This window comes from Enterobacter sp. BIDMC 29 (genome assembly GCF_019378755.1).
In the GTDB taxonomy this organism is placed as follows: domain Bacteria; phylum Pseudomonadota; class Gammaproteobacteria; order Enterobacterales; family Enterobacteriaceae; genus Enterobacter; species Enterobacter ludwigii.
Genome location: NZ_CP080000.1, coordinates 4,261,456 through 4,282,916, shown reverse-complemented (window position 1 = coordinate 4,282,916; position 21,461 = coordinate 4,261,456). Strand labels below are relative to the sequence as shown.

General features: G+C 55.0%; 13 protein-coding genes, 1 rRNA gene and 4 other annotated features. Of the genes, 4 read left to right on the top strand and 10 right to left on the bottom strand.

The window, feature by feature from the left end:
* Positions 1-80: 80 nt before the first annotated feature.
* Both yjbE and pgi read right to left on the bottom strand, forming a co-directional pair.
* On the bottom strand, positions 81-323 hold the full coding sequence (gene yjbE / locus JTA15_RS18975; RefSeq protein WP_014168186.1) for an exopolysaccharide production protein YjbE: 243 nt from the start codon (positions 321-323) through the stop codon (positions 81-83).
* Between the two features lie 367 nt (positions 324-690).
* Positions 691-2,340 carry a glucose-6-phosphate isomerase gene (gene pgi / locus JTA15_RS18970; protein WP_025206404.1) on the bottom strand — a complete coding sequence of 550 codons (1,650 nt, stop codon included), beginning with the start codon at positions 2,338-2,340 and terminating at the stop codon, positions 691-693.
* A gap of 375 nt (positions 2,341-2,715) precedes the next feature.
* Here pgi and lysC point away from each other — a divergent pair, with 375 nt between their 5' ends.
* From lysC to JTA15_RS18955, 3 genes are all read left to right on the top strand, one after another.
* The gene (gene lysC, locus JTA15_RS18965; RefSeq protein ID WP_014168184.1) at positions 2,716-4,065 is read left to right on the top strand and encodes a lysine-sensitive aspartokinase 3; all 1,350 of its coding nucleotides are present in this window, start codon (positions 2,716-2,718) and stop codon (positions 4,063-4,065) included.
* Positions 4,066-4,157: 92 nt separating this feature from the next.
* Positions 4,158-5,102: a ketopantoate/pantoate/pantothenate transporter PanS gene (panS, locus tag JTA15_RS18960; protein WP_014168183.1), complete on the top strand. Its 945-nt coding sequence runs from the start codon at positions 4,158-4,160 to the stop codon at positions 5,100-5,102.
* A 50-nt stretch (positions 5,103-5,152) separates the two neighbouring features.
* Entirely contained in the window at positions 5,153-5,425 is a 273-nt protein-coding gene (locus JTA15_RS18955; RefSeq protein WP_014168182.1) for a DUF3811 domain-containing protein, read from the top strand.
* Here JTA15_RS18955 and rluF read toward each other — a convergent pair whose 3' ends face one another.
* From rluF to metH, 3 genes are all read right to left on the bottom strand, one after another.
* Entirely contained in the window at positions 5,426-6,295 is an 870-nt protein-coding gene (rluF, locus tag JTA15_RS18950) for a 23S rRNA pseudouridine(2604) synthase RluF (RefSeq protein ID WP_050737732.1), read from the bottom strand.
* Between the two features lie 134 nt (positions 6,296-6,429).
* On the bottom strand, positions 6,430-8,061 hold the full coding sequence (locus JTA15_RS18945; RefSeq protein ID WP_020882860.1) for a Na/Pi cotransporter family protein: 1,632 nt from the start codon (positions 8,059-8,061) through the stop codon (positions 6,430-6,432).
* A 114-nt stretch (positions 8,062-8,175) separates the two neighbouring features.
* The gene (gene metH / locus JTA15_RS18940) at positions 8,176-11,859 is read right to left on the bottom strand and encodes a methionine synthase (protein ID WP_219372600.1); all 3,684 of its coding nucleotides are present in this window, start codon (positions 11,857-11,859) and stop codon (positions 8,176-8,178) included.
* Between the two features lie 194 nt (positions 11,860-12,053).
* Between metH and iclR the strand changes: the two genes are divergently transcribed.
* Complete coding sequence (iclR, locus tag JTA15_RS18935; protein WP_020882862.1) at positions 12,054-12,881, top strand: glyoxylate bypass operon transcriptional repressor IclR; 828 nt, start codon at positions 12,054-12,056, stop codon at positions 12,879-12,881.
* A 43-nt stretch (positions 12,882-12,924) separates the two neighbouring features.
* Here the strand turns inward: iclR and aceK are convergent, their stop codons facing one another.
* From aceK to rrf, 5 genes are all read right to left on the bottom strand, one after another.
* A complete protein-coding gene (gene aceK / locus JTA15_RS18930; protein WP_219372599.1) occupies positions 12,925-14,652 on the bottom strand; it encodes a bifunctional isocitrate dehydrogenase kinase/phosphatase in 1,728 nt (575 codons plus the stop codon).
* Between the two features lie 88 nt (positions 14,653-14,740).
* Positions 14,741-16,045, bottom strand: coding sequence for an isocitrate lyase (gene aceA / locus JTA15_RS18925; protein WP_040018675.1), 1,305 nt, complete (start codon positions 16,043-16,045; stop codon positions 14,741-14,743).
* A 31-nt stretch (positions 16,046-16,076) separates the two neighbouring features.
* Positions 16,077-17,678, bottom strand: a complete 1,602-nt coding sequence (gene aceB, locus JTA15_RS18920) for a malate synthase A (protein WP_020882865.1) — start codon at positions 17,676-17,678, stop codon at positions 16,077-16,079.
* Between the two features lie 270 nt (positions 17,679-17,948).
* A complete protein-coding gene (metA, locus tag JTA15_RS18915; protein WP_014168174.1) occupies positions 17,949-18,878 on the bottom strand; it encodes a homoserine O-succinyltransferase in 930 nt (309 codons plus the stop codon).
* 178 nt (positions 18,879-19,056) lie between these two features.
* Positions 19,057-19,172 (bottom strand): 5S ribosomal RNA (rrf, locus tag JTA15_RS18910).
* A 78-nt stretch (positions 19,173-19,250) separates the two neighbouring features.
* Positions 19,251-20,123 (bottom strand) — a sequence feature (23S ribosomal RNA rRNA prediction is too short).
* 1 nt (position 20,124) lies between these two features.
* Positions 20,125-20,884 (bottom strand) — a sequence feature (23S ribosomal RNA rRNA prediction is too short).
* 11 nt (positions 20,885-20,895) lie between these two features.
* Positions 20,896-21,336: a sequence feature (23S ribosomal RNA rRNA prediction is too short), on the bottom strand.
* Between the two features lie 16 nt (positions 21,337-21,352).
* Positions 21,353-21,461, bottom strand: a sequence feature (23S ribosomal RNA rRNA prediction is too short).

Below are 21,461 nucleotides of genomic sequence, written 5' to 3'. Positions count from 1 at the left end.
ACCCGGTCTACAGGTCCCGAAGGCTACTGAAAAGCCAGAATAACCACACCGAAGTGTGGTTATGATTAAAACACCCGTTATTACTGGGTGCTGGTGGTCGTGGTGGTCGTGGTTCCGGTATTGGAGCCATCACCGCCACCGGTTGCCGCCAGGGCGACACCCACGGCTGAACTTACGGTGCTGGCGCTGGACGCGGTAGAAATCCCCGCAGACGCAGACGTCGCAGCCGACCCTGCCGCTTCTCCGACCTGAACCGGAGCCGCATTAACAGATGTCGCCGCAAGCGCAGATATGGCGAAAATGCCATACAGTACTTTCTTCATAAGAATTTCCCTTCATTTAATGAATGGAGATTTGCCCAAAAAGAATTTCAGGCGGATTCGAGTATACACAACTAAAGGTGAGGGTTTGCCGTAGGGGTAAATAGAAGAAGTGTTTTCGGACAATTGGATAAAATGGAAACAAAAGGACGATTAGATAATAATATAACTTATATAAATCAATTAAATAGAATTAGATCCCGTGACGATAATTATCCGTCTTTTCCTAAAATAAACCGCAGCAATTAACAGGTTAACAGCTATTTTCAGATTAAACTCACTACAGGAATTTGAGTTTAATAACAGACATCAGGAATTATCCGATAAAAAAATGCCGGCATTTCGCCGGCACTTTTTCATGACACTTTAATTACGCGCGCCATGCTTTATAACGGTTGATCAGACCATTTGTGGAGCTGTCGTGGCTGTTAATCGCGTTATCATCACCCAGTTCAGGCAGGATACGGTTTGCCAGCTGTTTACCCAGCTCAACGCCCCACTGGTCAAAGGTGAAGATGTTCAGGATAGCGCCCTGAGTGAAGATCTTATGCTCGTACAGGGCAATCAGCGCACCCAGGCTGAACGGCGTAATTTCGCGCAGCAGGATGGAGTTGGTTGGACGGTTGCCTTCGAACACTTTGAACGGCACAACGTGGTCCAGCGTGGCCGGATCTTTACCCTGGTCGCGGTATTCCTGCTCAACCACGTCACGAGACTTACCGAACGCCAGCGCTTCAGTCTGTGCGAAGAAGTTAGACAGCAGCTTCGGATGGTGGTCTGACAGCGGGTTATGGGTAATGGCCGGGGCGATGAAATCGCACGGAACCATTTTGGTGCCCTGGTGGATCAGCTGATAGAACGCATGCTGGCCGTTAGTGCCTGGCTCGCCCCAGATGATTGGGCCAGTCTGGTAATCCACAGCGTTACCGTTACGGTCAACGTATTTACCGTTGGATTCCATGTTGCCCTGCTGGAAGTAGGCCGCAAAACGGTGCATGTACTGGTCGTATGGCAGAATCGCTTCGGTTTCAGCCCCGAAGAAGTTGTTGTACCAGATACCAATCAGCGCCAGCAGCACAGGCAGGTTTTTCTCAGGTGCGGTGGTGGAGAAGTGTTTATCCATCGCATGCGCGCCGGAGAGCAGCTCAACGAAGTTGTCGAAGCCGACGGAGAGGATGATCGACAGGCCGATAGCGGACCACAGAGAGTAACGCCCCCCCACCCAGTCCCAGAACTCGAACATGTTCGCGGTGTCGATACCGAACTCGCTAACGGCTTTCCCGTTGGTCGACAGCGCGGCGAAGTGTTTCGCCACGTGCTTGTTGTCGCCTGCGGTTTTCAGGAACCAGTCGCGCGCGCTGTGGGCGTTGGTCATGGTTTCCTGAGTGGTGAAGGTTTTAGACGCGACCAGGAACAGGGTCGTTTCCGGATTCACGTTTTTCAGCACCTCGGCGATGTGGGTACCATCGACGTTAGAAACAAAGTGCATGTTGAGGTGGTTTTTGTATGGGCGCAGCGCTTCGGTGACCATGAATGGGCCAAGGTCAGACCCGCCGATACCGATGTTAACGACATCCGTAATCGGTTTGCCGGTGTAGCCTTTCCAGCTTCCGGAGATGATCGCTTCAGAGAAAGCTTTCATCTTTTCCAGCACCGCGTTCACTTCCGGCATCACATCTTTGCCGTCAACGACAATCGGAGTATTGCTACGGTTACGCAGCGCCACGTGCAGCACGGCACGGTCTTCGGTGCGGTTGATCTTCTCACCGGAGAACATGGATTTGATGGCGTCGGCCAGCTCAGTCTCTTTCGCCAGATCCTGCAGCTTCGCCAGCGTTTCTTCGGTAATGCGGTTTTTGGAGAAATCCACCAGCATCAGGTCATCGAAGGTCGCGGAGAACTTATTGAAACGATCGGCATCTTTCGCGAACAGGTCCGCGATGGTGACGTCTTTCATTTCATCATAATGTTTCTGTAGTGCCTGCCAGGCAGCGGTCTGCGTTGGGTTGATGTTTTTCATTAGCAATACTCTTCTGATTTGAGAATTGTGACTGCGGTCGATTGTAGCGCCTGCAAATAAAAATTGTGATGGTTTTTATGCCATTGCCCTGGCCTGCATCAAACACAGGTGAAAAGACCCGAAAAGTATAGCTGCTGAAACGCCCTTCAGGGGCGGCGAAATGTCGGTCAAAAGGCGGTAAAAAGGAGCATAAAATATGGCCCTGTTATAAGTCCTGTTACTGAGGGGTACCCCCCCATAAAAAATCCGCATAATCCCAGCATTGACAGGACCTCCCCCACATTTTATTTATAGGGCCGTATTTTGCGCCTGCACCTGTTCTCGTTTCATTCTTGTGCCAAGGTCGCTTTATTCATTCCCTGACACGAGGTTGTTATGACGAGTTTTGTGGTCGCCAAATTTGGCGGCACCAGTGTGGCCGATTACGATGCCATGAACCGCAGCGCCGATGTGGTGCTGGCCGATCCGAATACCCGCCTGGTGGTGCTTTCCGCCTCTGCTGGCGTGACGAACCTGCTGGTTTCTCTGTCTGAAGGACTGGAAGCAACCGAACGTTTCGTTAAGCTGGACGCACTGCGCAAAATTCAGTTCAACATCCTTGAACGTCTGCAGAATCCGAACGTGATCCGTGAGGAAGTGGAACGCCTGCTGGAAAATATCACTACCCTGGCTGAAGCCGCCTCTCTGGCGACCTCCACCGCGCTGACCGATGAACTGGTCAGCCACGGCGAGCTGATGTCCACGCTGCTGTTCGTGGAGATCCTCCGCGAGCGTAACGTCCATGCTCAATGGTTTGACGTGCGTAAAGTCATGCGCACCAGCGATCGCTTTGGCCGTGCCGAGCCGGATGTTGAAATGCTGGCCGAACTGACCCAGCAGCAACTGGCTCCGCGCCTGGCAGAAGGGATGGTGATCACTCAGGGCTTTATCGGTAGCGAAGCCAAAGGCCGTACAACAACGCTTGGCCGCGGCGGCAGTGACTATACGGCAGCCCTGCTCGGCGAAGCGCTGCATGCCACCCGTGTGGATATCTGGACTGACGTGCCGGGTATTTACACCACCGACCCGCGCGTGGTCTCTGCGGCGAAACGCATTGATGTGATCGCGTTTGAAGAGGCGGCCGAAATGGCCACCTTCGGCGCGAAAGTATTGCACCCGGCGACGCTGTTGCCGGCCGTGCGCAGCGATATCCCTGTCTTCGTTGGCTCCAGTAAGGATCCCAAAGCAGGCGGTACGCTGGTGTGCAAGAAAACCGAAAACCCGCCATTGTTCCGAGCGCTGGCCCTGCGCCGCCGCCAGACGCTGGTGACGCTGCACAGCCACAATATGCTGCATTCTCGCGGTTTCCTGGCGGAAGTGTTTGGCATCCTCGCGCGCCATAATATCTCCGTGGATTTGATCACCACATCCGAAGTGAGCATCGCGCTGACGCTGGACACCACTGGCTCCACGTCAACCGGCGACACCCTGCTGACGCAGTCGTTGCTGATCGAACTCTCTGAGTTGTGCCGCGTGGAAGTGGAAGAAGATCTGGCGCTGGTTGCCATCATCGGCAACAAGCTGTCGCGTGCCTGCGGCGTGGGCAAAGAGGTCTTCGGCGTACTCGACCCGTTCAGCATTCGTATGATTTGCTACGGCGCCTCCAGCTACAACCTCTGCTTCCTGGTGCCAGCCGATCAGGCCGAGCAGGTCGTGCAAAAACTTCATCAGAATTTGTTTGAATAAAATTCGTTAGCACGATAAACAATACCTATAAGCCGGGCACAGACCCGGCTTTTTTATAACTAAACAACACGACAATACTGCAAGGACTATCTATGTTATCCGCCATCACCCGGCTGTTCCCGTTGTGGGCACTGCTGCTTTCCGTACTCGCGTATTACACTCCCACCCACTTTACGGGCATTGGCCCATGGGTCACGACGCTGCTGATGCTGATTATGCTCGGCATGGGCGTACACCTGAAAATTGACGACTTCAAACGCGTCCTGTCGCGCCCGGCCCCCGTAGCGGCAGGAATTTTCCTGCACTATCTGGTCATGCCGCTTGCGGCCTGGCTGCTGGCCATGGCCTTTAAAATGCCGCCAGATTTATCCGCCGGTATGGTGCTGGTCGGCAGCGTGGCCAGCGGCACGGCATCCAATGTGATGATTTACCTCGCAAAAGGCGATGTGGCGCTCTCGGTGACCATCTCTTCCGTTTCAACGCTGGTGGGCGTGATTGCCACGCCGCTGTTAACGCGTCTGTATGTGGATGCGCAGATTCAGGTAGACGTCATGGGGATGCTGCTCAGTATTCTGCAGATTGTGGTGATCCCGATTGCGCTGGGCCTGGTGATTCACCATCTGTTCCCACGCGTGGTCAAAGCCGTTGAACCGTACCTGCCTGCCTTCTCGATGGTCTGCATTCTGGCTATCATCAGCGCCGTGGTTGCCGGATCTGCATCGCACATTGCCTCAGTGGGCTTTGTGGTGATCATCGCGGTAGTGTTGCATAACACCCTTGGTCTTTTGGGCGGTTACTGGGGCGGGAAGCTGTTTGGTTTCGACGAATCCACCTGTCGTACGCTGGCAATCGAAGTGGGGATGCAAAACTCGGGGCTGGCCGCAGCACTGGGCAAGATCTACTTCTCGCCGCTGGCAGCCCTGCCGGGTGCGCTGTTCTCCGTCTGGCATAATCTGTCCGGCTCGCTGCTGGCAGGCTACTGGTCTGGCAAACCCATTAATGAGCCCGCGAAAAAAGATGCAGTGAAACAGGGTTAATTTCCTTCGCTTGCTTTACACTGGAGCCTCCCCTTCAGGAGGCTTCAGCAATGGCTACACCACGTTTGACCCAGAAAGACATGACGGAAGCTGAGCAGCGCGAACTGAAAACGCTCCTCGACCGCGCTCGTATCGCCCATGGCCGCACGCTGACTAACGCCGAAACCAATCAGGTTAAAAAAGAGTACATCGATAAATTGATGGCTCAGCGTGAAACTGAGGCGAAACAAGCCCGCAAGCTGAAAAAAGAGCAGGCTTATAAACCCGATAAAGAAGCGACCTTTTCCTGGTCAGCCAATACCTCACCCCGTGGAAGGCGCTAATTAGCGCCCTTTCTTTTTACGGCCCGGCTGGACGAAGCGTTTGCCCGCAGGCTTGCCGCGGCTTTTCTCTTCTGATGGCGGCGCTTTCACCACCGGGCGCTTAATGGCCTGGGTTTTCGGTTTGGCTTTCGTTTTTGGCTTCGCTTCAGACGATGAATTCTCGATGAGCCTGAACAGCTCAATCAGTTCGTCATCCGTTAAATCACGCCACTCGCCCAGTGGAATACCGGACAGACTCACGTTCATAATGCGCGTACGTTCGAGCTTCACCACGTCATAACCGAAGTGCTCGCACATCCGGCGGATCTGACGGTTTAAGCCCTGCACAAGGGTAATGCGGAAAGCAAACGGCGCCTCTTTCTTCACCTTGCACTTCTTCGTGACGGTCCCCAGAATCGGCACACCTGCGCCCATACCGTGGATAAAGTCGTCCGTGACCGGCTTATTGACCGTGACGATGTACTCTTTCTCGTGGTCGTTACCGGCACGCAGAATTTTGTTCACCAGATCGCCGTGGTTGGTCAGGAAAATCAGCCCCTGTGAGTCTTTATCAAGGCGGCCAATCGGGAAGATACGGCTGCTGTGGTTAACGAAATCAACAATGTTGTCCCGCTCGCCGTCTTCCGTGGTACTGACGATGCCAACCGGCTTATTCAACGCGATAAATACCAGGTCTTCCGCATCACGCGGTTCAATGAGCTGACCATTCACTTTGACCACGTCACCGGGGACGACCTGATCACCGATGGTGGCGCGTTTGCCGTTGAGGAACACGTTACCCTGTTCAATGTAACGGTCCGCCTCGCGACGTGAGCAGATCCCGCTCTCGCTAATGTATTTGTTTAATCGTGTTGATTGAGTTGGCAGCATAGTTTCTCCTGTAAAGGCGAAATATACCTTAGGTTTGGGCTGGTAAAAAGATTAGCCGACGGTTACCGGGCATCATGCCCGGCGTAAACCTGCAGGTTTTCAGGTTAACCACCTTATAAAGGCGCTTTCAGAGATTAATATTCATCTCGATCGTCGTCTTCATCCGGCTGCTCCATGACGCTATAAGCGACCGCGCAGAATAACGAGTTGAGACGCTTCATGTCCCCCAGCAACCCCAGGTGCAGGGAGCTGGTTTCAATGCTCTGGACGTTCTGCTGGTGCAGTCGTTCAACGTGGGCGTGCGAGTAGCGCCGGTTGAGGATACGGAAGCGATGTTTGTTACGACGCAAACGGCGTGCGCTCGGTACGTCGCTGGAGAAGAAGACCAGCATTGCCAGCTTCAGGTTGCTCAGCAACTGCTCGTGCAGCGCCTCGAGCTCCTTCAGGCCTTCAACCGAGAAGGCGCGGCGCGCGGCAAGGGATTTGTCAGCAATTTCACTTCCCATACGCTCAACGATATCCGAGGCCTGCTCGAGGTTAAGCGACATTTCGATGATTTCCGCCCAGCGGCGGGACTCTTCCTCTGCCAGTTCATCCTGCGGAATACGCGCCAGGTAGAGCTTGATGGCGGTATAGAGCACGTTGATATCGTCCGCCAGCCTGCGCAGCTCTTTCTCTTCTCGCGGCTCTCCGTGCATGACCTTTTGCAGCCCTTCAAGCATCGTTTCCATGGCATCGCCCATGCGCAGCGTCTCGCGCGCGGCATTAGCCAGCGCCAGTGCCGGGGTATCCAGCGCGGAGGTGTCCAGATGCTTAGGTTTCAGACGCGCATCCAGCTCCGGTTCATCCCGAATAAGCCGTTCGCAGAAGCGGGCCATGGGTTCAGCAAAAGGCACCATCGCCAGACAACGCACCAGGTTGTAAAACACGTGGAAATAGATTACCAGCTCAGCCTTCGGTAACGGGAGATTGTCCATCAGGTTGGCCAGCGGATAGACAAACGGCAGAATAATCAGGCTGCCCACCAGCTTAAACAGCAGGCTTCCGAGCGCCACGCGCCGGGCAGCAGCGTTTGCGGCGCTGTTATTGAGCATCGCCAGCAGGCCAGAGCCAAGGTTGGCCCCGATCACCAGACACAGCGCGACCGGGAAAGAGATCGCCCCCGCGGCGGTTAACGTCGCCGTCAGCAGCACAGCGGCCAGGCTGGAGTAACTGACGATGGCAAATACCGCGCCGATCAACGCATCCAGCATGATGTCCCCGGTCAGCGAGGCAAAGATGACCTGAACGCCGTTGGCCTCGGTGATGGGGGTCACCGCCTGCACAATCAGCTCCAGCGCCAGCAGGATCAACCCAAGGCCAATCCCCACGCGGCCAAGCTGTCCGGCACGCGTCTGCTTACGGCCAAGGAAGAAGATGACACCGATAAAAATCAGCAGCGGCGACAGCCAGGAGAGATCGAAGGTCAGGATACGCGCCATCAGCGCGGTCCCCACGTCAGCGCCCAGCACAATGACCAGCGCGGGTGCCAGCGCCACCAGATCCTGCGCCACAAACGAGGTCACGAGCAGGGTCGTCGCATTACTGCTCTGCACCAGTGCCGTCACGCCGATGCCCGCGCAGAAGGCGAGCGGCTTCTTCTCAACGCTGCTGCTGAGAACGGTGCGTAAGCGCGCGCCAAAGACGCGCATAACGCCGGTACGGACAATATGCGTGCCCCATACCAGCAGTGCTACTGCGGAAAGCAAGTGTAACAGGGTCAGCACGGAAGGTTCTCCTCCTTATCGTTCTACGTTTTTATGATTCAGTATAAGGGTTTAAACGTAAGAAAGAGACAGGGCGCCCAATGAGCGCCCTGTTTGTTGTAAGGAAAAGTGACGTTAGTCAGCGTCGTAGCCTAAATTGGGTGCCAGCCAGCGTTCAACCTCTGAGACACTCATGCCTTTGCGCAGGGCGTAATCTTCAATCTGATCGCGCTGCAGCTGCGCGACGGCGAAGTATTTGCTGTCGGGATGGCTGAAATACCAGCCGGACACTGATGCCCCAGGCCACATGGCGAAAGACTCGGTGAGCTTCATGCCGGTATGGGCTTCTACATCCAGCAATGTCCAGATAGTGCCCTTTTCGGTGTGTTCCGGGCAGGCTGGATAGCCCGGAGCCGGACGAATCCCCTGGTAGTTTTCGCGGATCAGCTCCTCGTTGCTGAGGTTCTCATTGGCCGCGTAGCCCCAGTGCACCTTGCGCACGCGCTCGTGGAGGTACTCTGCGAAGGCTTCCGCAAGACGATCGGCAATCGCTTTCACCATGATTTTATTGTAATCATCGTGCTGCACGTCGAACGCCTCCGCCAGCGCATCTTCTTCAAGACCCCCGGTCACGGCAAACGCCCCGATATAATCCGCTTTCCCGGAAAGCTTCGGTGCAACGAAATCGGCCAGGCAGTAGTTAGCAAAGCCCACTTTCTCGGTTTGCTGGCGTAGATGGCGACTTACTGCCAACACGTGCGTGCGGGTCTCGTCGCGATAAATTTCGATGTCATCGCCCACACGGTTCGCCGGGAACAGGCCCACCACGCCGCGCGGGTTGAGGCTTTTCTGCGCACTCAACTGGTCAAGCATTTCGTTGGCGTCGTTGAACAGGCGTTTGGCTTCTTCCCCGACCACCTCATCTTCAAGGATGCGGGGATATTTACCCGCCAGTGACCAGGTCATGAAGAACGGTGTCCAGTCGATGTAGTTACGCAGCGTCTCGATGCTGGCAGTGACGTCCTGAACGCCCAGACGATGCGCTACGGGGGGTGTATAGCTGGCCCAGTCAAACGCCAGATCGTTATCGCGTGCGGCCTGGAGTGTCACCGGCGGCGTCCGCGGTTTCTTACGGCCATGCTGAATACGCACGGTCTCGTACTCTTTGCGGGTACGCGCGACAAAATCATCACGCTGGGTGGCAGACAACAATGCCGACACGACGCCCACGGTACGCGAGGCGTTTTGCACATAAACCGTCGGGCCACTGTAGTTCTGCTCGATTTTCACCGCCGTGTGCGCTTTGGACGTTGTCGCCCCGCCAATCAGCAATGGAATGGTAAAGCCCTGACGCTCCATCTCTTTCGCCACGTTGACCATCTCGTCCAGCGACGGGGTAATCAGCCCGGAAAGTCCAATCAGGTCAGCATTCACTTCGCGCGCGGTTTTGAGGATTTTATCCGCCGGCACCATCACGCCAAGATCGATAATCTCGTAGTTATTACACTGCAGTACGACGCCCACAATGTTCTTACCGATGTCATGCACGTCGCCCTTCACGGTGGCGATCACCATTTTACCGTTGCTGGAGCCTTTCTCTTTGCTGGCTTCGATAAAGGGTTCGAGATAGGCCACCGCCTGCTTCATGACGCGTGCGGATTTCACCACCTGCGGCAGGAACATTTTGCCTTCGCCAAACAGATCGCCGACCACGTTCATGCCGTCCATCAGCGGCCCTTCGATCACTTCAATCGGGCGCGTCGATTGCTGTCGTGCTTCTTCGGTGTCCTGTTCAATAAACTCGGTAATTCCTTTTACGAGTGAGTATTCCAGACGTTTTTTCACGTCCCAGGCACGCCACTCCGCCTGCTGAATGTTTACCGATGCATCGGATTTACTGCCGCGGTATTTCTCGGCCAGATCCAGCATGCGCTCGGTGGCATCATCACGCCGGTTGAGGATCACGTCTTCTACGGCGTCGCGCAGTTCCGCCGGCAGGTCGTCGTAAATGGCCAGCTGTCCGGCGTTAACGATCCCCATGTCCATACCGTTACGGATAGCGTAATAGAGGAACACGGCGTGGATAGCTTCACGCACCGGATCGTTACCGCGGAAGGAGAATGACACGTTCGATACGCCGCCGGAGATCAGCGCATGCGGCAGCTCGCGTTTGATGTCTTCACACGCGCCGATAAAGTCCTGCGCGTAGTTATTGTGCTCTTCAATACCGGTGGCAACCGCGAAAATGTTCGGGTCGAAGATGATGTCTTCCGGCGGGAAGCCCACCTCTTCGGTCAGAATTTTGTATGCGCGGCGGCAAATCTCGATTTTGCGCGCACGGGTATCGGCCTGGCCTATTTCATCGAAGGCCATCACCACCACGGCGGCACCATAACGGCGCACCATCTTCGCGTGGTGGATAAAGGTTTCAATGCCTTCTTTCATCGAGATGGAGTTAACAATGCCTTTACCCTGAATACACTTCAGCCCTTTCTCGATGACTTCCCACTTAGAGGAGTCAATCATGATCGGCACCCGGGCAATGTCCGGCTCACCGGCTATCAGGTTGAGGAAGCGCACCATCGCCGCTTCGGCGTCGAGCATCCCCTCATCCATATTGATGTCGATGATCTGGGCGCCGCTCTCAACCTGCTGGCGGGCCACGTCCAGCGCTTCACTGTACTTCTCTTCTTTAATCAGCCGTTTGAATTTCGCCGAACCGGTCACGTTAGTCCGCTCCCCGACGTTCACAAACAGGCTGTCATCACCGATGGTCAACGGCTCAAGACCGGCCAAACGGCAGGCAACCGGCAGCGTAGGCAGTTGACGCGGCGGCAGACCCGCCACCGCATTGCTCATCGCGGCAATATGCTCTGGCGTGGTACCGCAGCAACCACCGACGATATTCAGAAAACCGGATTCGGCCCACTCGCGGATTTGCGCCGCCATGGTGTCTGCATCCAGATCGTATTCACCAAAGGCGTTCGGCAGGCCGGCGTTCGGGTGTGCGGTGACATAGCATTCAGCGATGCGCGAAAGTTCCTGCACATACTGGCGCAGCTCATCAGGACCCAGCGCGCAGTTCAGGCCGAAAGAGAGCGCTTCAGCGTGACGGAGGGAGTTGTAAAAAGCTTCTGTGGTCTGGCCGGAGAGGGTACGACCAGAGGCGTCGGTGATGGTACCGGAAATCATGATCGGCAGGTCGACGCCCAGCGCCTCGAACTCCTCTTTCACCGCGTAAATCGCGGCTTTGGCATTGAGGGTGTCGAATACCGTTTCAATCAGGATCAGATCGGAACCGCCTTCCACCAGCGCTTTGGTCGATTCACGATACGCCGCCACCAGCTGATCAAAGCTGATGTTACGAAAGGCCGGGTCGTTCACATCGGGTGAAATCGACGCGGTGCGGTTGGTCGGGCCAAGCACCCCGGCCACGTAGCGCGGTTTGTCCGGCGTACGGGCTGTCCATTCATCAGCGCAGGCGCGGGCCAGCTTTGCCGCGGCAAGGTTTATCTCCGCCGAGAGGGATTCCATCTGGTAATCCGCCATGGCGATGGTTGTCGAGTTAAAGGTGTTGGTTTCGACGATATCCGCACCCGCCTCGAAATACGCGTTGTGGATCGCCGAAATGACCTGCGGTTTGCTGAGCACCAGAAGGTCGTTGTTACCTTTGAGGTCGCATGGCCAGTCGGCGAAACGCTCGCCGCGGAAATCGTCTTCACTCAGACGATAGCTCTGGATCATGGTACCCATGCCGCCGTCCAGCACCAGAATTCGTTTATTTAACTGCGCACGCAGTTGCTCTACTTTGCTGCTCACACTTGCTCCCGACAACGCTCAACCAGGCCAAAAGGCCAGCAGTCCATACTGGCACAATCTCGCAGGGTGTAAAAGTCACACAGCGGTAACATGAGACATGTTCACTATCACTCATCCGATCAGTCAGGATAACGGTTGCAAAATCACCAAATAAAACGAAAATGATTTCCACGATACAGAAAAAGGAGTTCGTCATGGTCACGACCGTTCCCGCTAAACGCGGCAGAAAACCTGCTGCCACCACCGCCGCCTCTCAGGGCGGACAGGTTCAATCGCTCACGCGCGGTTTGAAGCTGCTGGAATGGATAGCCGAGTCGCACAGCAGCGTGGCCCTGACAGAGCTGGCACAGCAGGCTGGCCTGCCGAACTCAACGACCCATCGACTGTTGACCACGATGCAGCAGCTGGGCTTTGTGCGCCAGGTGGGCGAGCTGGGACACTGGGCGGTGGGCGCACATGCTTTTATCGTCGGCAGCAGCTTCCTGCAGAGCCGCAACCTGCTGGCGATTGTGCACCCTATTCTGCGCAAGCTGATGGAAGATTCCGGCGAGACGGTAAACCTGGCCGTGCTCGACCAGAGCGACCATCAGGCCATTATCATCGACCAGGTACAGTGCACCCAGCTGATGCGTATGTCGGCACCGATTGGCGGCAAGTTGCCGATGCATGCCTCCGGGGCGGGGAAAGCGTTTCTGTCGCAGCTCAGCGAAGAGCAGGTCACCGGGCTGCTGCACCGGAAAGGGCTGCACGCCTACACCCACGCCACGCTGGTCTCACCGGTACATCTGAAAGAAGATCTGGCCCTGACCCGCAAGCGCGGCTATTCGTTTGATGACGAGGAGCATGCGTTAGGCCTGCGCTGTATTGCAGCCTGCATCTTTGACGAGCACCGCGAGCCGTTTGCCGCCATTTCGATCTCCGGACCGATTTCCCGTATGACCGATGACCGCGTCACGGAGTTAGGTGCGCTGGTGATTAAGGCGGCGAAAGAGGTCACGCTGGCATATGGTGGGATTCGATAACATCGGGTGCACCTGAATCCCTCTCCCGTCGGGAGAGGGGGCATTACACCGCATACCGGATGCAAAACCGTTGTTTGCGGCGATAGGCATACACATCTTCCACATGCCCATTCTTGATGCGCGTCTGCAGGCCCCGCCAGTAGCTGGCGCGGAACAGGTCATCATGCATCTCTTCAAACAGTGGCCTGATGCGCGGGTCAGCGCACAGCCAGTGGCGAAACTCCTCAGGAAAGACATCTCCCGGTGAGATGCTGTACCACGGCTCGCCGGACAGTTCATCTTCCGGATAGCGGGGCTGCGGTATATCGCGGAAATTCACCTCAGTCATATAGCAAATTTCATCGTAATCGTAGAACACCACCCGCCCGTGACGGGTGACCCCGAAGTTTTTAAACAGCATGTCGCCCGGGAAGATATTCGCGGCGGCAAGCTGACGGATAGCGTTGCCGTATTCTTCAATGGCATCACGCAGTGCCTGACCTTCGGACTGCTCGAGCCAGATATTGAGTGGGATCATGCGGCGTTCGATATAGAGATGGCTGATGGCAATTTTGTCACCCAGATCGGTGATTTTCGCCGGCGCTTGCTGCAGTAATAACGCCATTAATGCCGGATCGATCTGCTGCTTATCCAGCACAAAGTTCTCGAACTCCTGGGTGTCCGCCATTCGCCCGACGCGATCGTGCTCTTTAACCAGCTGGTAGCAGGCGCGGACGTGAGCAGCGGTCATCTCCTTCTGCGGCGCGAATGTATCTTTGATGACCTTAAACACCCGATCAAAACCCGGCAGAGTAAAGACCAGCATCACCATGCCGCGAATACCGGGGGCTTCGATAAATTGCTCATCTGCCGTGGTGACATAGCGCAGATATTCCCGATAGCTTTCCGTCTTGGCGTGTTTCTGACAGCCAATGGCCATGTACAGCTCGGCGGTGGTTTTCCCCGGCAGGATCTCGCGCAACCACTCCACCAGAGCAGCAGGCAGCGGGGCATATACCATAAAGTAGGAGCGGGCGAAACCAAAGACAATGCTGGCCTCGGCGCTGGTTGTCAGGCAGGTATCAACAAACAGTTCACCGTCATCGGTACGATGGATGGGTAACAGAAACGGTACAATGGCCGACGGTGTCATCAGTTTACCGACCAGCCAGGCGGCCTTATTACGGTAAAAAAGCTCATTGGCAACCTGCAAATGGCTTTGCCCGAGCACCTCTTCGCCGAAGGTCTCCTTGAGATGCGCAGAGATATAGCCGATATCACGGGTTTTATTCTCCCAGGGCAAACGCAGCGGCAAATCCGTTAATACGCGATACAGGAGTTTTTCCCAGCCACGATCGGGAAAGAAATCCTTCGCCAGCGGACGCGGAATAGTGCGAAAGCGGCGTTCCGGCTGAGAGCTAAAGATAAATAACCGCTCAGGAGATAATGAGCGGTGGTCAAATAACCGGCAATAGACGGAGTTGAAAAAGCTCTCCGCAATCTCGAAGCGCGGGTAATCAGGTAACAGATGGGTGTAATGCTCCTTCACGCGCAGTAAAAACTCCGCGTCAGGGATTTTGCCGTCGGTAATGCAGCGCAACTGCTCCACCACCAGACCCACATGGTGGTCGTAAAGGTGGATTCGCTGCTTCATGGCCTGCTGAACCGCATGCCAGTCGGCGTGCTCAAAACGCTGCTGCGCGCCGGATGTGACTTCCAGGAAACGTCCGTACTGGGCATCGAAGCCCTGCAGAATAGTTTGGGCAATCAGTAATTCCAGACCACGCGACATTGTTCATGCTCCCTCACCCCGGCCCCCTCCCGACGGGAGAGGGAGTATGTTCACAAGCCCGGTAGCGTGCCACCGGGCGTTACACGGCTCAGAACTGGGCTTCTTCCGTCGATCCCGTTAAGGCGGTGACGGAGGAGGTGCCCCCCTGGATGATAGTGGTCACGTTATCGAAGTAACCGGTCCCGACCTCCTGCTGATGCGAAACGAAGGTATAGCCCTCTTTACCGGCAGCAAATTCCGGCTGCTGCACCTTCTCAACGTAATGCTTCATGCCTTCACCCTGCGCGTAGGCATGCGCCAGGTCGAACATGTTGAACCACATGCTGTGAATGCCAGCCAGCGTGATGAACTGATACTTGTAGCCCATGTCGGACAGCTGCTGCTGGAAGCTGGCGATGGTTTTATCATCCAGTTTCTTCTGCCAGTTGAAGGACGGCGAGCAGTTATAGGCCAGCAGTTTGCCCGGATATTTGGCGTGGATAGCATCGGCAAAGCGTTTTGCCAGCGCCAGGTCCGGCGTGGAGGTTTCGCACCAGACCAGGTCCGCATACGGTGCATATGCCAGCCCACGGCTGATCGCCTGTTCAATGCCAGCATGGGTACGATAAAACCCTTCGCTGGTGCGTTCACCGGTAATGAACTCGCTGTCGTAAGGATCGCAGTCAGAGGTGATCAGGTCAGCCGCATCCGCATCGGTACGGGCAATCACCAGCGTGGGTACGCCGAGCACGTCAGCCGCCAGACGCGCCGCAACCAGCTTCTGAATCGCTTCCTGGGTTGGGACAAGGACTTTCCCGCCCATGTGTCCGCATTTCTTCACTGACGCCAGCTGGTCTTCGAAGTGAACGGCCGCTGCACCGGCCTCAATCATCGATTTCATCAGCTCAAAGGCGTTCAGCACGCCGCCGAATCCCGCTTCCGCATCCGCGACGATTGGCAGGAAATAGTCAATAAAACGCGGATCGTTTGGCTCAATGCCTGCCGCCCACTGGATCTGATCCGCACGGCGGAAGGTGTTGTTGATCCGATCCACCACGGTTGGTACCGAGTTTGCCGGATAGAGCGACTGATCCGGATACATGCTGGAGGCCAGGTTGGCGTCCGCCGCAACCTGCCAGCCGGAAAGATAGATGGCTTCGATGCCGGCTTTCGCCTGCTGCAGGGCCTGGCCGCCAGTCAGCGCGCCGAGGCTATTGATGTAACCTTTTTTGGCACCGCCGTGCAGCAGCTCCCACATTTTCGCCGCGCCGCGCTGCGCCAGGGTACATTCCGGATTGACCGAGCCACGCAATTTCACCACCTCTTCCGCGCTATACGGGCGGCGGATGCCTTCCCAGCGAGGTTGGGTCCACTCTTTCTTCAATTCTTCGATTTGTTGGGTACGGGTTTTCATGTGCAGATGCTCCATATTGTTGTGGGGTGAATTACGCCAGGAAGCGGTAGCCCGGCAGGGTCAGGAAGTCGATTAAGTCATCGGATGTGGTGATTTGCTCCATCAGGCGTGCGGCGTCATCAAAACGTCCGCTGCTGAAGCGGTGTTCACCCAGTTCGTCCTGGATCACCCGCATCTCTTCGGCCAGCATCTGACGGAACAGGGATTTGGTCACCGGCTTGCCGTTGCTGAGCGTTTTTTGATGGTGGATCCACTGCCAGATTGAGGTGCGAGAGATTTCGGCGGTAGCGGCATCTTCCATCAGGCCGTAGATCGGCACGCAGCCGTTACCGGAGATCCACGCTTCAATGTACTGGACGGCTACGCGGATATTGGCGCGCATGCCCTCTTCCGTACGCTCGCCCGCACACGGTGCCAGCAGGTGTTCTTCAGCCGTTGGGGCATCCTCATCACGCGTCACAAACAGCTGGTTTTTGTTCTCACCGAGTACGCGGTTGAAGACGTCCATTGCCGTATCCGCCAGACCCGGATGCGCGATCCACGTTCCGTCATGGCCATTTCGTGCTTCAAGCTCTTTATCGGCTTTCACCTTGTTGAGCACCTGATTGTTACGTTCAGCATCTTTGCTTGGGATAAATGCCGCCATTCCACCCATCGCAAAGGCCCCACGCTTGTGGCAGGTCTTAATCAACAGGCGTGAGTAGGCACTCAGGAACGGTTTATCCATGGTGACAACCTGGCGATCCGGCAGTACACGATCGGGATGATTTTTCAGGGTTTTGATGTAGCTGAAGATGTAATCCCAGCGTCCACAGTTCAGCCCAACAATATGGTCGCGCAGCGCATGCAGAATTTCGTTCATCTGGAACACGGCGGGCAGCGTTTCAATCAGCAGGGTGGCTTTAATGGTGCCGCGCGGCAGGTTGAAACGATCTTCCGTGAAGCTAAACACTTCACTCCACCAGGCCGCTTCCTGCCAGGCCTGTGTTTTCGGCAGATAGAAATAGGGGCCGCTGCCTTTTGCCAGCAGATTCTTGTGGTTGTGGAAGAAATAGAGGGCGAAGTCAAACAGACTGCCCGGAATGGCTTCGCCACGCCAGGTGACATGCTTTTCAGGCAGATGCAGCCCACGTACGCGACAGATCAGAACCGCCGGATTGGGTTTCAGTTGATAGATTTTGCCGGCTTCGTTGGTATAGCTGATGGTGCCATTTACGGCATCGCGCAGATTGATTTGCCCGTCGATAACCTTATGCCAGTCCGGCGCCAGTGAGTCCTCAAAATCTGCCATAAAGACTTTTACGTTCGCGTTCATGGCGTTGATCACCATTTTGCGCTCCACCGGGCCGGTGATTTCGACGCGCCGATCCTGTAAATCATCCGGAATGCCGCGGATTTTCCACTCACCACGGCGAATGGAAGCGGTTTCCGAAATAAACCCAGGCAACTTGCCATCATCAATTTCCTGCTGCTGATGAATGCGTGCCGCCAGCAGCTTATTGCGCGTTGGCGTAAAGTGGGTCACCAGTTCGGTCAGGAATTCGACAGCGTCTGCTGTCAAAATTTGCTGTTCTTGCTCGCCATGCGGCTGGGTAAAGGCCAGTTCATCGACCGTCGTTGCCTGTTGAGTCATTACTCTGCTCCTCATCAAAGATCCAAAATCACGCCCCCGATGCGAACGAAAGATCGTTGTGTAGTTTTCGCTCAGCAGAATTAAGACTATCTATATTTTTTCCAAAATCAAAAACAATTTCCATTTTAATTATTAAATGCATTTAACACATTGATTAATATGAAATTAAAGTTTTATTGTTTGTTGAGTGGTATTTCGGAAATGAAAAAGGCACCCGAAGGTGCCTGATGTGAATAGCTGAAACGCTTTAGGATCGTTTAGTGCAGAAGATTACTCCAGCGTTGGATTCATGTGGCGCAGATCGTATGGTGTGATCTGGTAGACGTAATAGTTGAGCCAGTTCGTAAACAGCAAATTCCCGTGGCTACGCCAGGTGGCTCTCGGTTTGTTCTGTGGATCGTTTTTGGGGAAATAGTTGTACGGAACGTCCGGATTCAGACCGGCTTCAACGTCACGGAAATACTCCGACGCGAGGGTGTTCGGATCGTACTCAGGATGCCCGGTAACAAAGGCAATGCGCTTGTCTTTACTGGCAAACAGGTAAGCATCCCCGTCTTCGGTTTCGGCCAGGATATCGAGATCGGTGTAATCACGAATCAGCTGTGCCGGGAAATCGGCGTAGCGCGAGTGTGGGGCCAGGAAGGAGTCATCGAACCCGCGCGTCAACAGGGCGTGAGGTTGGACAAGGTGGTGCTCGTAAACACCTGAAAGCTTCTCAGTGCGGGTTTGTTTGGGGATCCCATAGAGGATATTCAGGGCAGCTTGCACCGCCCAACAAACAAACAGCGTGGACGTGACGTGATCTTTAGCCCACTCCAGTACCTGTTTGATCTGCGGCCAGTAGGCAACATCATTAAATTCGACCAGGCCCAGCGGTGCACCGGTCACAATCAGTCCGTCGAAGTTTTCGTCGCGAATGTCGTCGAAGTTACAGTAAAAATTATTCAGATGCTCAGAAGGCGTATTTCGCGACTCACGGGCATCGATTCGCAGCAGCTGGATATCAACCTGCAGCGGCGAGTTCGAAAGCAAACGCAGGAACTGGTTCTCTGTTTCGATCTTTTTCGGCATCAGATTGAGAATAAGCACCTTCAGTGGGCGAATTTCCTGACCTGTAGCGCGTGAAGTCGTCATCACAAAGACGTTTTCATCACGTAAGAAATTGACGGCTGGTAGCTCGTCCTGCACCCGAATCGGCATAACCTCATATCCTCACAGCATACGTATAAACGTTTAGACATCCAGACAGCTAACGATACCCAGAAACAGGCTGAATGTCGAGTCTGCAAGCGGAAGGTGAGAAAGTTTCAAGGAGGAAGTAAGAAGCCCAAAAAGCAAAAAACCCCGCACCATACGGTACGGGGTTCTTTTAATTGATGCCTGGCAGTTCCCTACTCTCGCATGGGGAGACCCCACACTACCATCGGCGCTACGGCGTTTCACTTCTGAGTTCGGCATGGGGTCAGGTGGGACCACCGCGCTAAAGCCGCCAGGCAAATTCTGTTAATCTGTATCAGCTGAAAATCGTCTCTCTCACGCCAAAACACCTTCGGCGTTGTAAGGTTAAGCCTCACGGTTCATTAGTATCGGTTAGCTCAACGCATCGCTGCGCTTACACACCCGACCTATCAACGTCGTAGTCTTCAACGTTCCTTCAGGAGACTTAAAGTCTCAGGGAGAACTCATCTCGGGGCAAGTTTCGTGCTTAGATGCTTTCAGCACTTATCTCTTCCGCATTTAGCTACCGGGCAGTGCCATTGGCATGACAACCCGAACACCAGTGATGCGTCCACTCCGGTCCTCTCGTACTAGGAGCAGCCCCCCTCAATTCTCCAGCGCCCACGGCAGATAGGGACCGAACTGTCTCACGACGTTCTAAACCCAGCTCGCGTACCACTTTAAATGGCGAACAGCCATACCCTTGGGACCTACTTCAGCCCCAGGATGTGATGAGCCGACATCGAGGTGCCAAACACCGCCGTCGATATGAACTCTTGGGCGGTATCAGCCTGTTATCCCCGGAGTACCTTTTATCCGTTGAGCGATGGCCCTTCCATTCAGAACCACCGGATCACTATGACCTGCTTTCGCACCTGCTCGAGCCGTCACTCTCGCAGTCAAGCTAGCTTATGCCATTGCACTAACCTCCTGATGTCCGACCAGGATTAGCTAACCTTCGTGCTCCTCCGTTACTCTTTGGGAGGAGACCGCCCCAGTCAAACTACCCACCAGACACTGTCCGCAACCCGGATCACGGGTCTACGTTAGAACACCAGCCATTAAAGGGTGGTATTTCAAGGTTGGCTCCACGCAGACTGGCGTCCACGCTTCAAAGCCTCCCACCTATCCTACACATCAAGGACCAGTGTTCAGTGTCAAGCTATAGTAAAGGTTCACGGGGTCTTTCCGTCTTGCCGCGGGTACACTGCATCTTCACAGCGAGTTCAATTTCACTGAGTCTCGGGTGGAGACAGCCTGGCCATCATTACGCCATTCGTGCAGGTCGGAACTTACCCGACAAGGAATTTCGCTACCTTAGGACCGTTATAGTTACGGCCGCCGTTTACCGGGGCTTCGATCAAGAGCTTCGCGTTACCGCTAACCCCATCAATTAACCTTCCGGCACCGGGCAGGCGTCACACCGTATACGTCCACTTTCGTGTTTGCACAGTGCTGTGTTTTTAATAAACAGTTGCAGCCAGCTGGTATCTTCGACTGATTTCAGCTCCATCCGCAGGGACTTCACCTACATATCAGCGTGCCTTCTCCCGAAGTTACGGCACCATTTTGCCTAGTTCCTTCACCCGAGTTCTCTCAAGCGCCTTGGTATTCTCTACCTGACCACCTGTGTCGGTTTGGGGTACGATTTCNTGTTACCTGATGCTTAGAGGCTTTTCCTGGAAGCAGGGCATTTGTTACTTCAGCACCGTAGTGCCTCGTCATCACACCTCAGCGTTAATAAGGAACCGGATTTACCTGGAACCTCCGCCTACATGCTTAAACCGGGACAACCGTCGCCCGGCTAACATAGCCTTCTCCGTCCCCCCTTCGCAGTAACACCAAGTACAGGAATATTAACCTGTTTCCCATCGACTACGCCTTTCGGCCTCGCCTTAGGGGTCGACTCACCCTGCCCCGATTAACGTTGGACAGGAACCCTTGGTCTTCCGGCGAGCGGGCTTTTCACCCGCTTTATCGTTACTTATGTCAGCATTCGCACTTCTGATACCTCCAGCACCCCTCACAGGACACCTTCAACGGCTTACAGAACGCTCCCCTACCCAACAACGCATAAGCGTCGCTGCCGCAGCTTCGGTGCATGGTTTAGCCCCGTTACATCTTCCGCGCAGGCCGACTCGACCAGTGAGCTATTACGCTTTCTTTAAATGATGGCTGCTTCTAAGCCAACATCCTGGCTGTCTGTGCCTTCCCACATCGTTTCCCACTTAACCATGACTTTGGGACCTTAGCTGGCGGTCTGGGTTGTTTCCCTCTTCACGACGGACGTTAGCACCCGCCGTGTGTCTCCCGTGATAACATTCTTCGGTATTCGTAGTTTGCATCGGGTTGGTAAGCCGGGATGGCCCCCTAGCCGAAACAGTGCTCTACCCCCGAAGATGAGTTCACGAGGCGCTACCTAAATAGCTTTCGGGGAGAACCAGCTATCTCCCGGTTTGATTGGCCTTTCACCCCCAGCCACAAGTCATCCGCTAATTTTTCAACATTAGTCGGTTCGGTCCTCCAGTTAGTGTTACCCAACCTTCAACCTGCCCATGGCTAGAT

Bases quoted from the DNA above. Each gene is read 5' to 3' on its own strand.
- yjbE (WP_014168186.1), bottom strand. From the start codon at position 323: ATGAAGAAAGTACTGTATGGCATTTTCGCCATATCTGCGCTTGCGGCG.
- pgi (WP_025206404.1), bottom strand. From the start codon at position 2,340: ATGAAAAACATCAACCCAACGCAGACCGCTGCCTGGCAGGCACTACAG.
- lysC (WP_014168184.1), top strand. From the start codon at position 2,716: ATGACGAGTTTTGTGGTCGCCAAATTTGGCGGCACCAGTGTGGCCGAT.
- panS (WP_014168183.1), top strand. From the start codon at position 4,158: ATGTTATCCGCCATCACCCGGCTGTTCCCGTTGTGGGCACTGCTGCTT.
- JTA15_RS18955 (WP_014168182.1), top strand. From the start codon at position 5,153: ATGGCTACACCACGTTTGACCCAGAAAGACATGACGGAAGCTGAGCAG.
- rluF (WP_050737732.1), bottom strand. From the start codon at position 6,295: ATGCTGCCAACTCAATCAACACGATTAAACAAATACATTAGCGAGAGC.
- iclR (WP_020882862.1), top strand. From the start codon at position 12,054: ATGGTCACGACCGTTCCCGCTAAACGCGGCAGAAAACCTGCTGCCACC.
- aceK (WP_219372599.1), bottom strand. From the start codon at position 14,652: ATGTCGCGTGGTCTGGAATTACTGATTGCCCAAACTATTCTGCAGGGC.
- aceA (WP_040018675.1), bottom strand. From the start codon at position 16,045: ATGAAAACCCGTACCCAACAAATCGAAGAATTGAAGAAAGAGTGGACC.
- aceB (WP_020882865.1), bottom strand. From the start codon at position 17,678: ATGACTCAACAGGCAACGACGGTCGATGAACTGGCCTTTACCCAGCCG.
- metA (WP_014168174.1), bottom strand. From the start codon at position 18,878: ATGCCGATTCGGGTGCAGGACGAGCTACCAGCCGTCAATTTCTTACGT.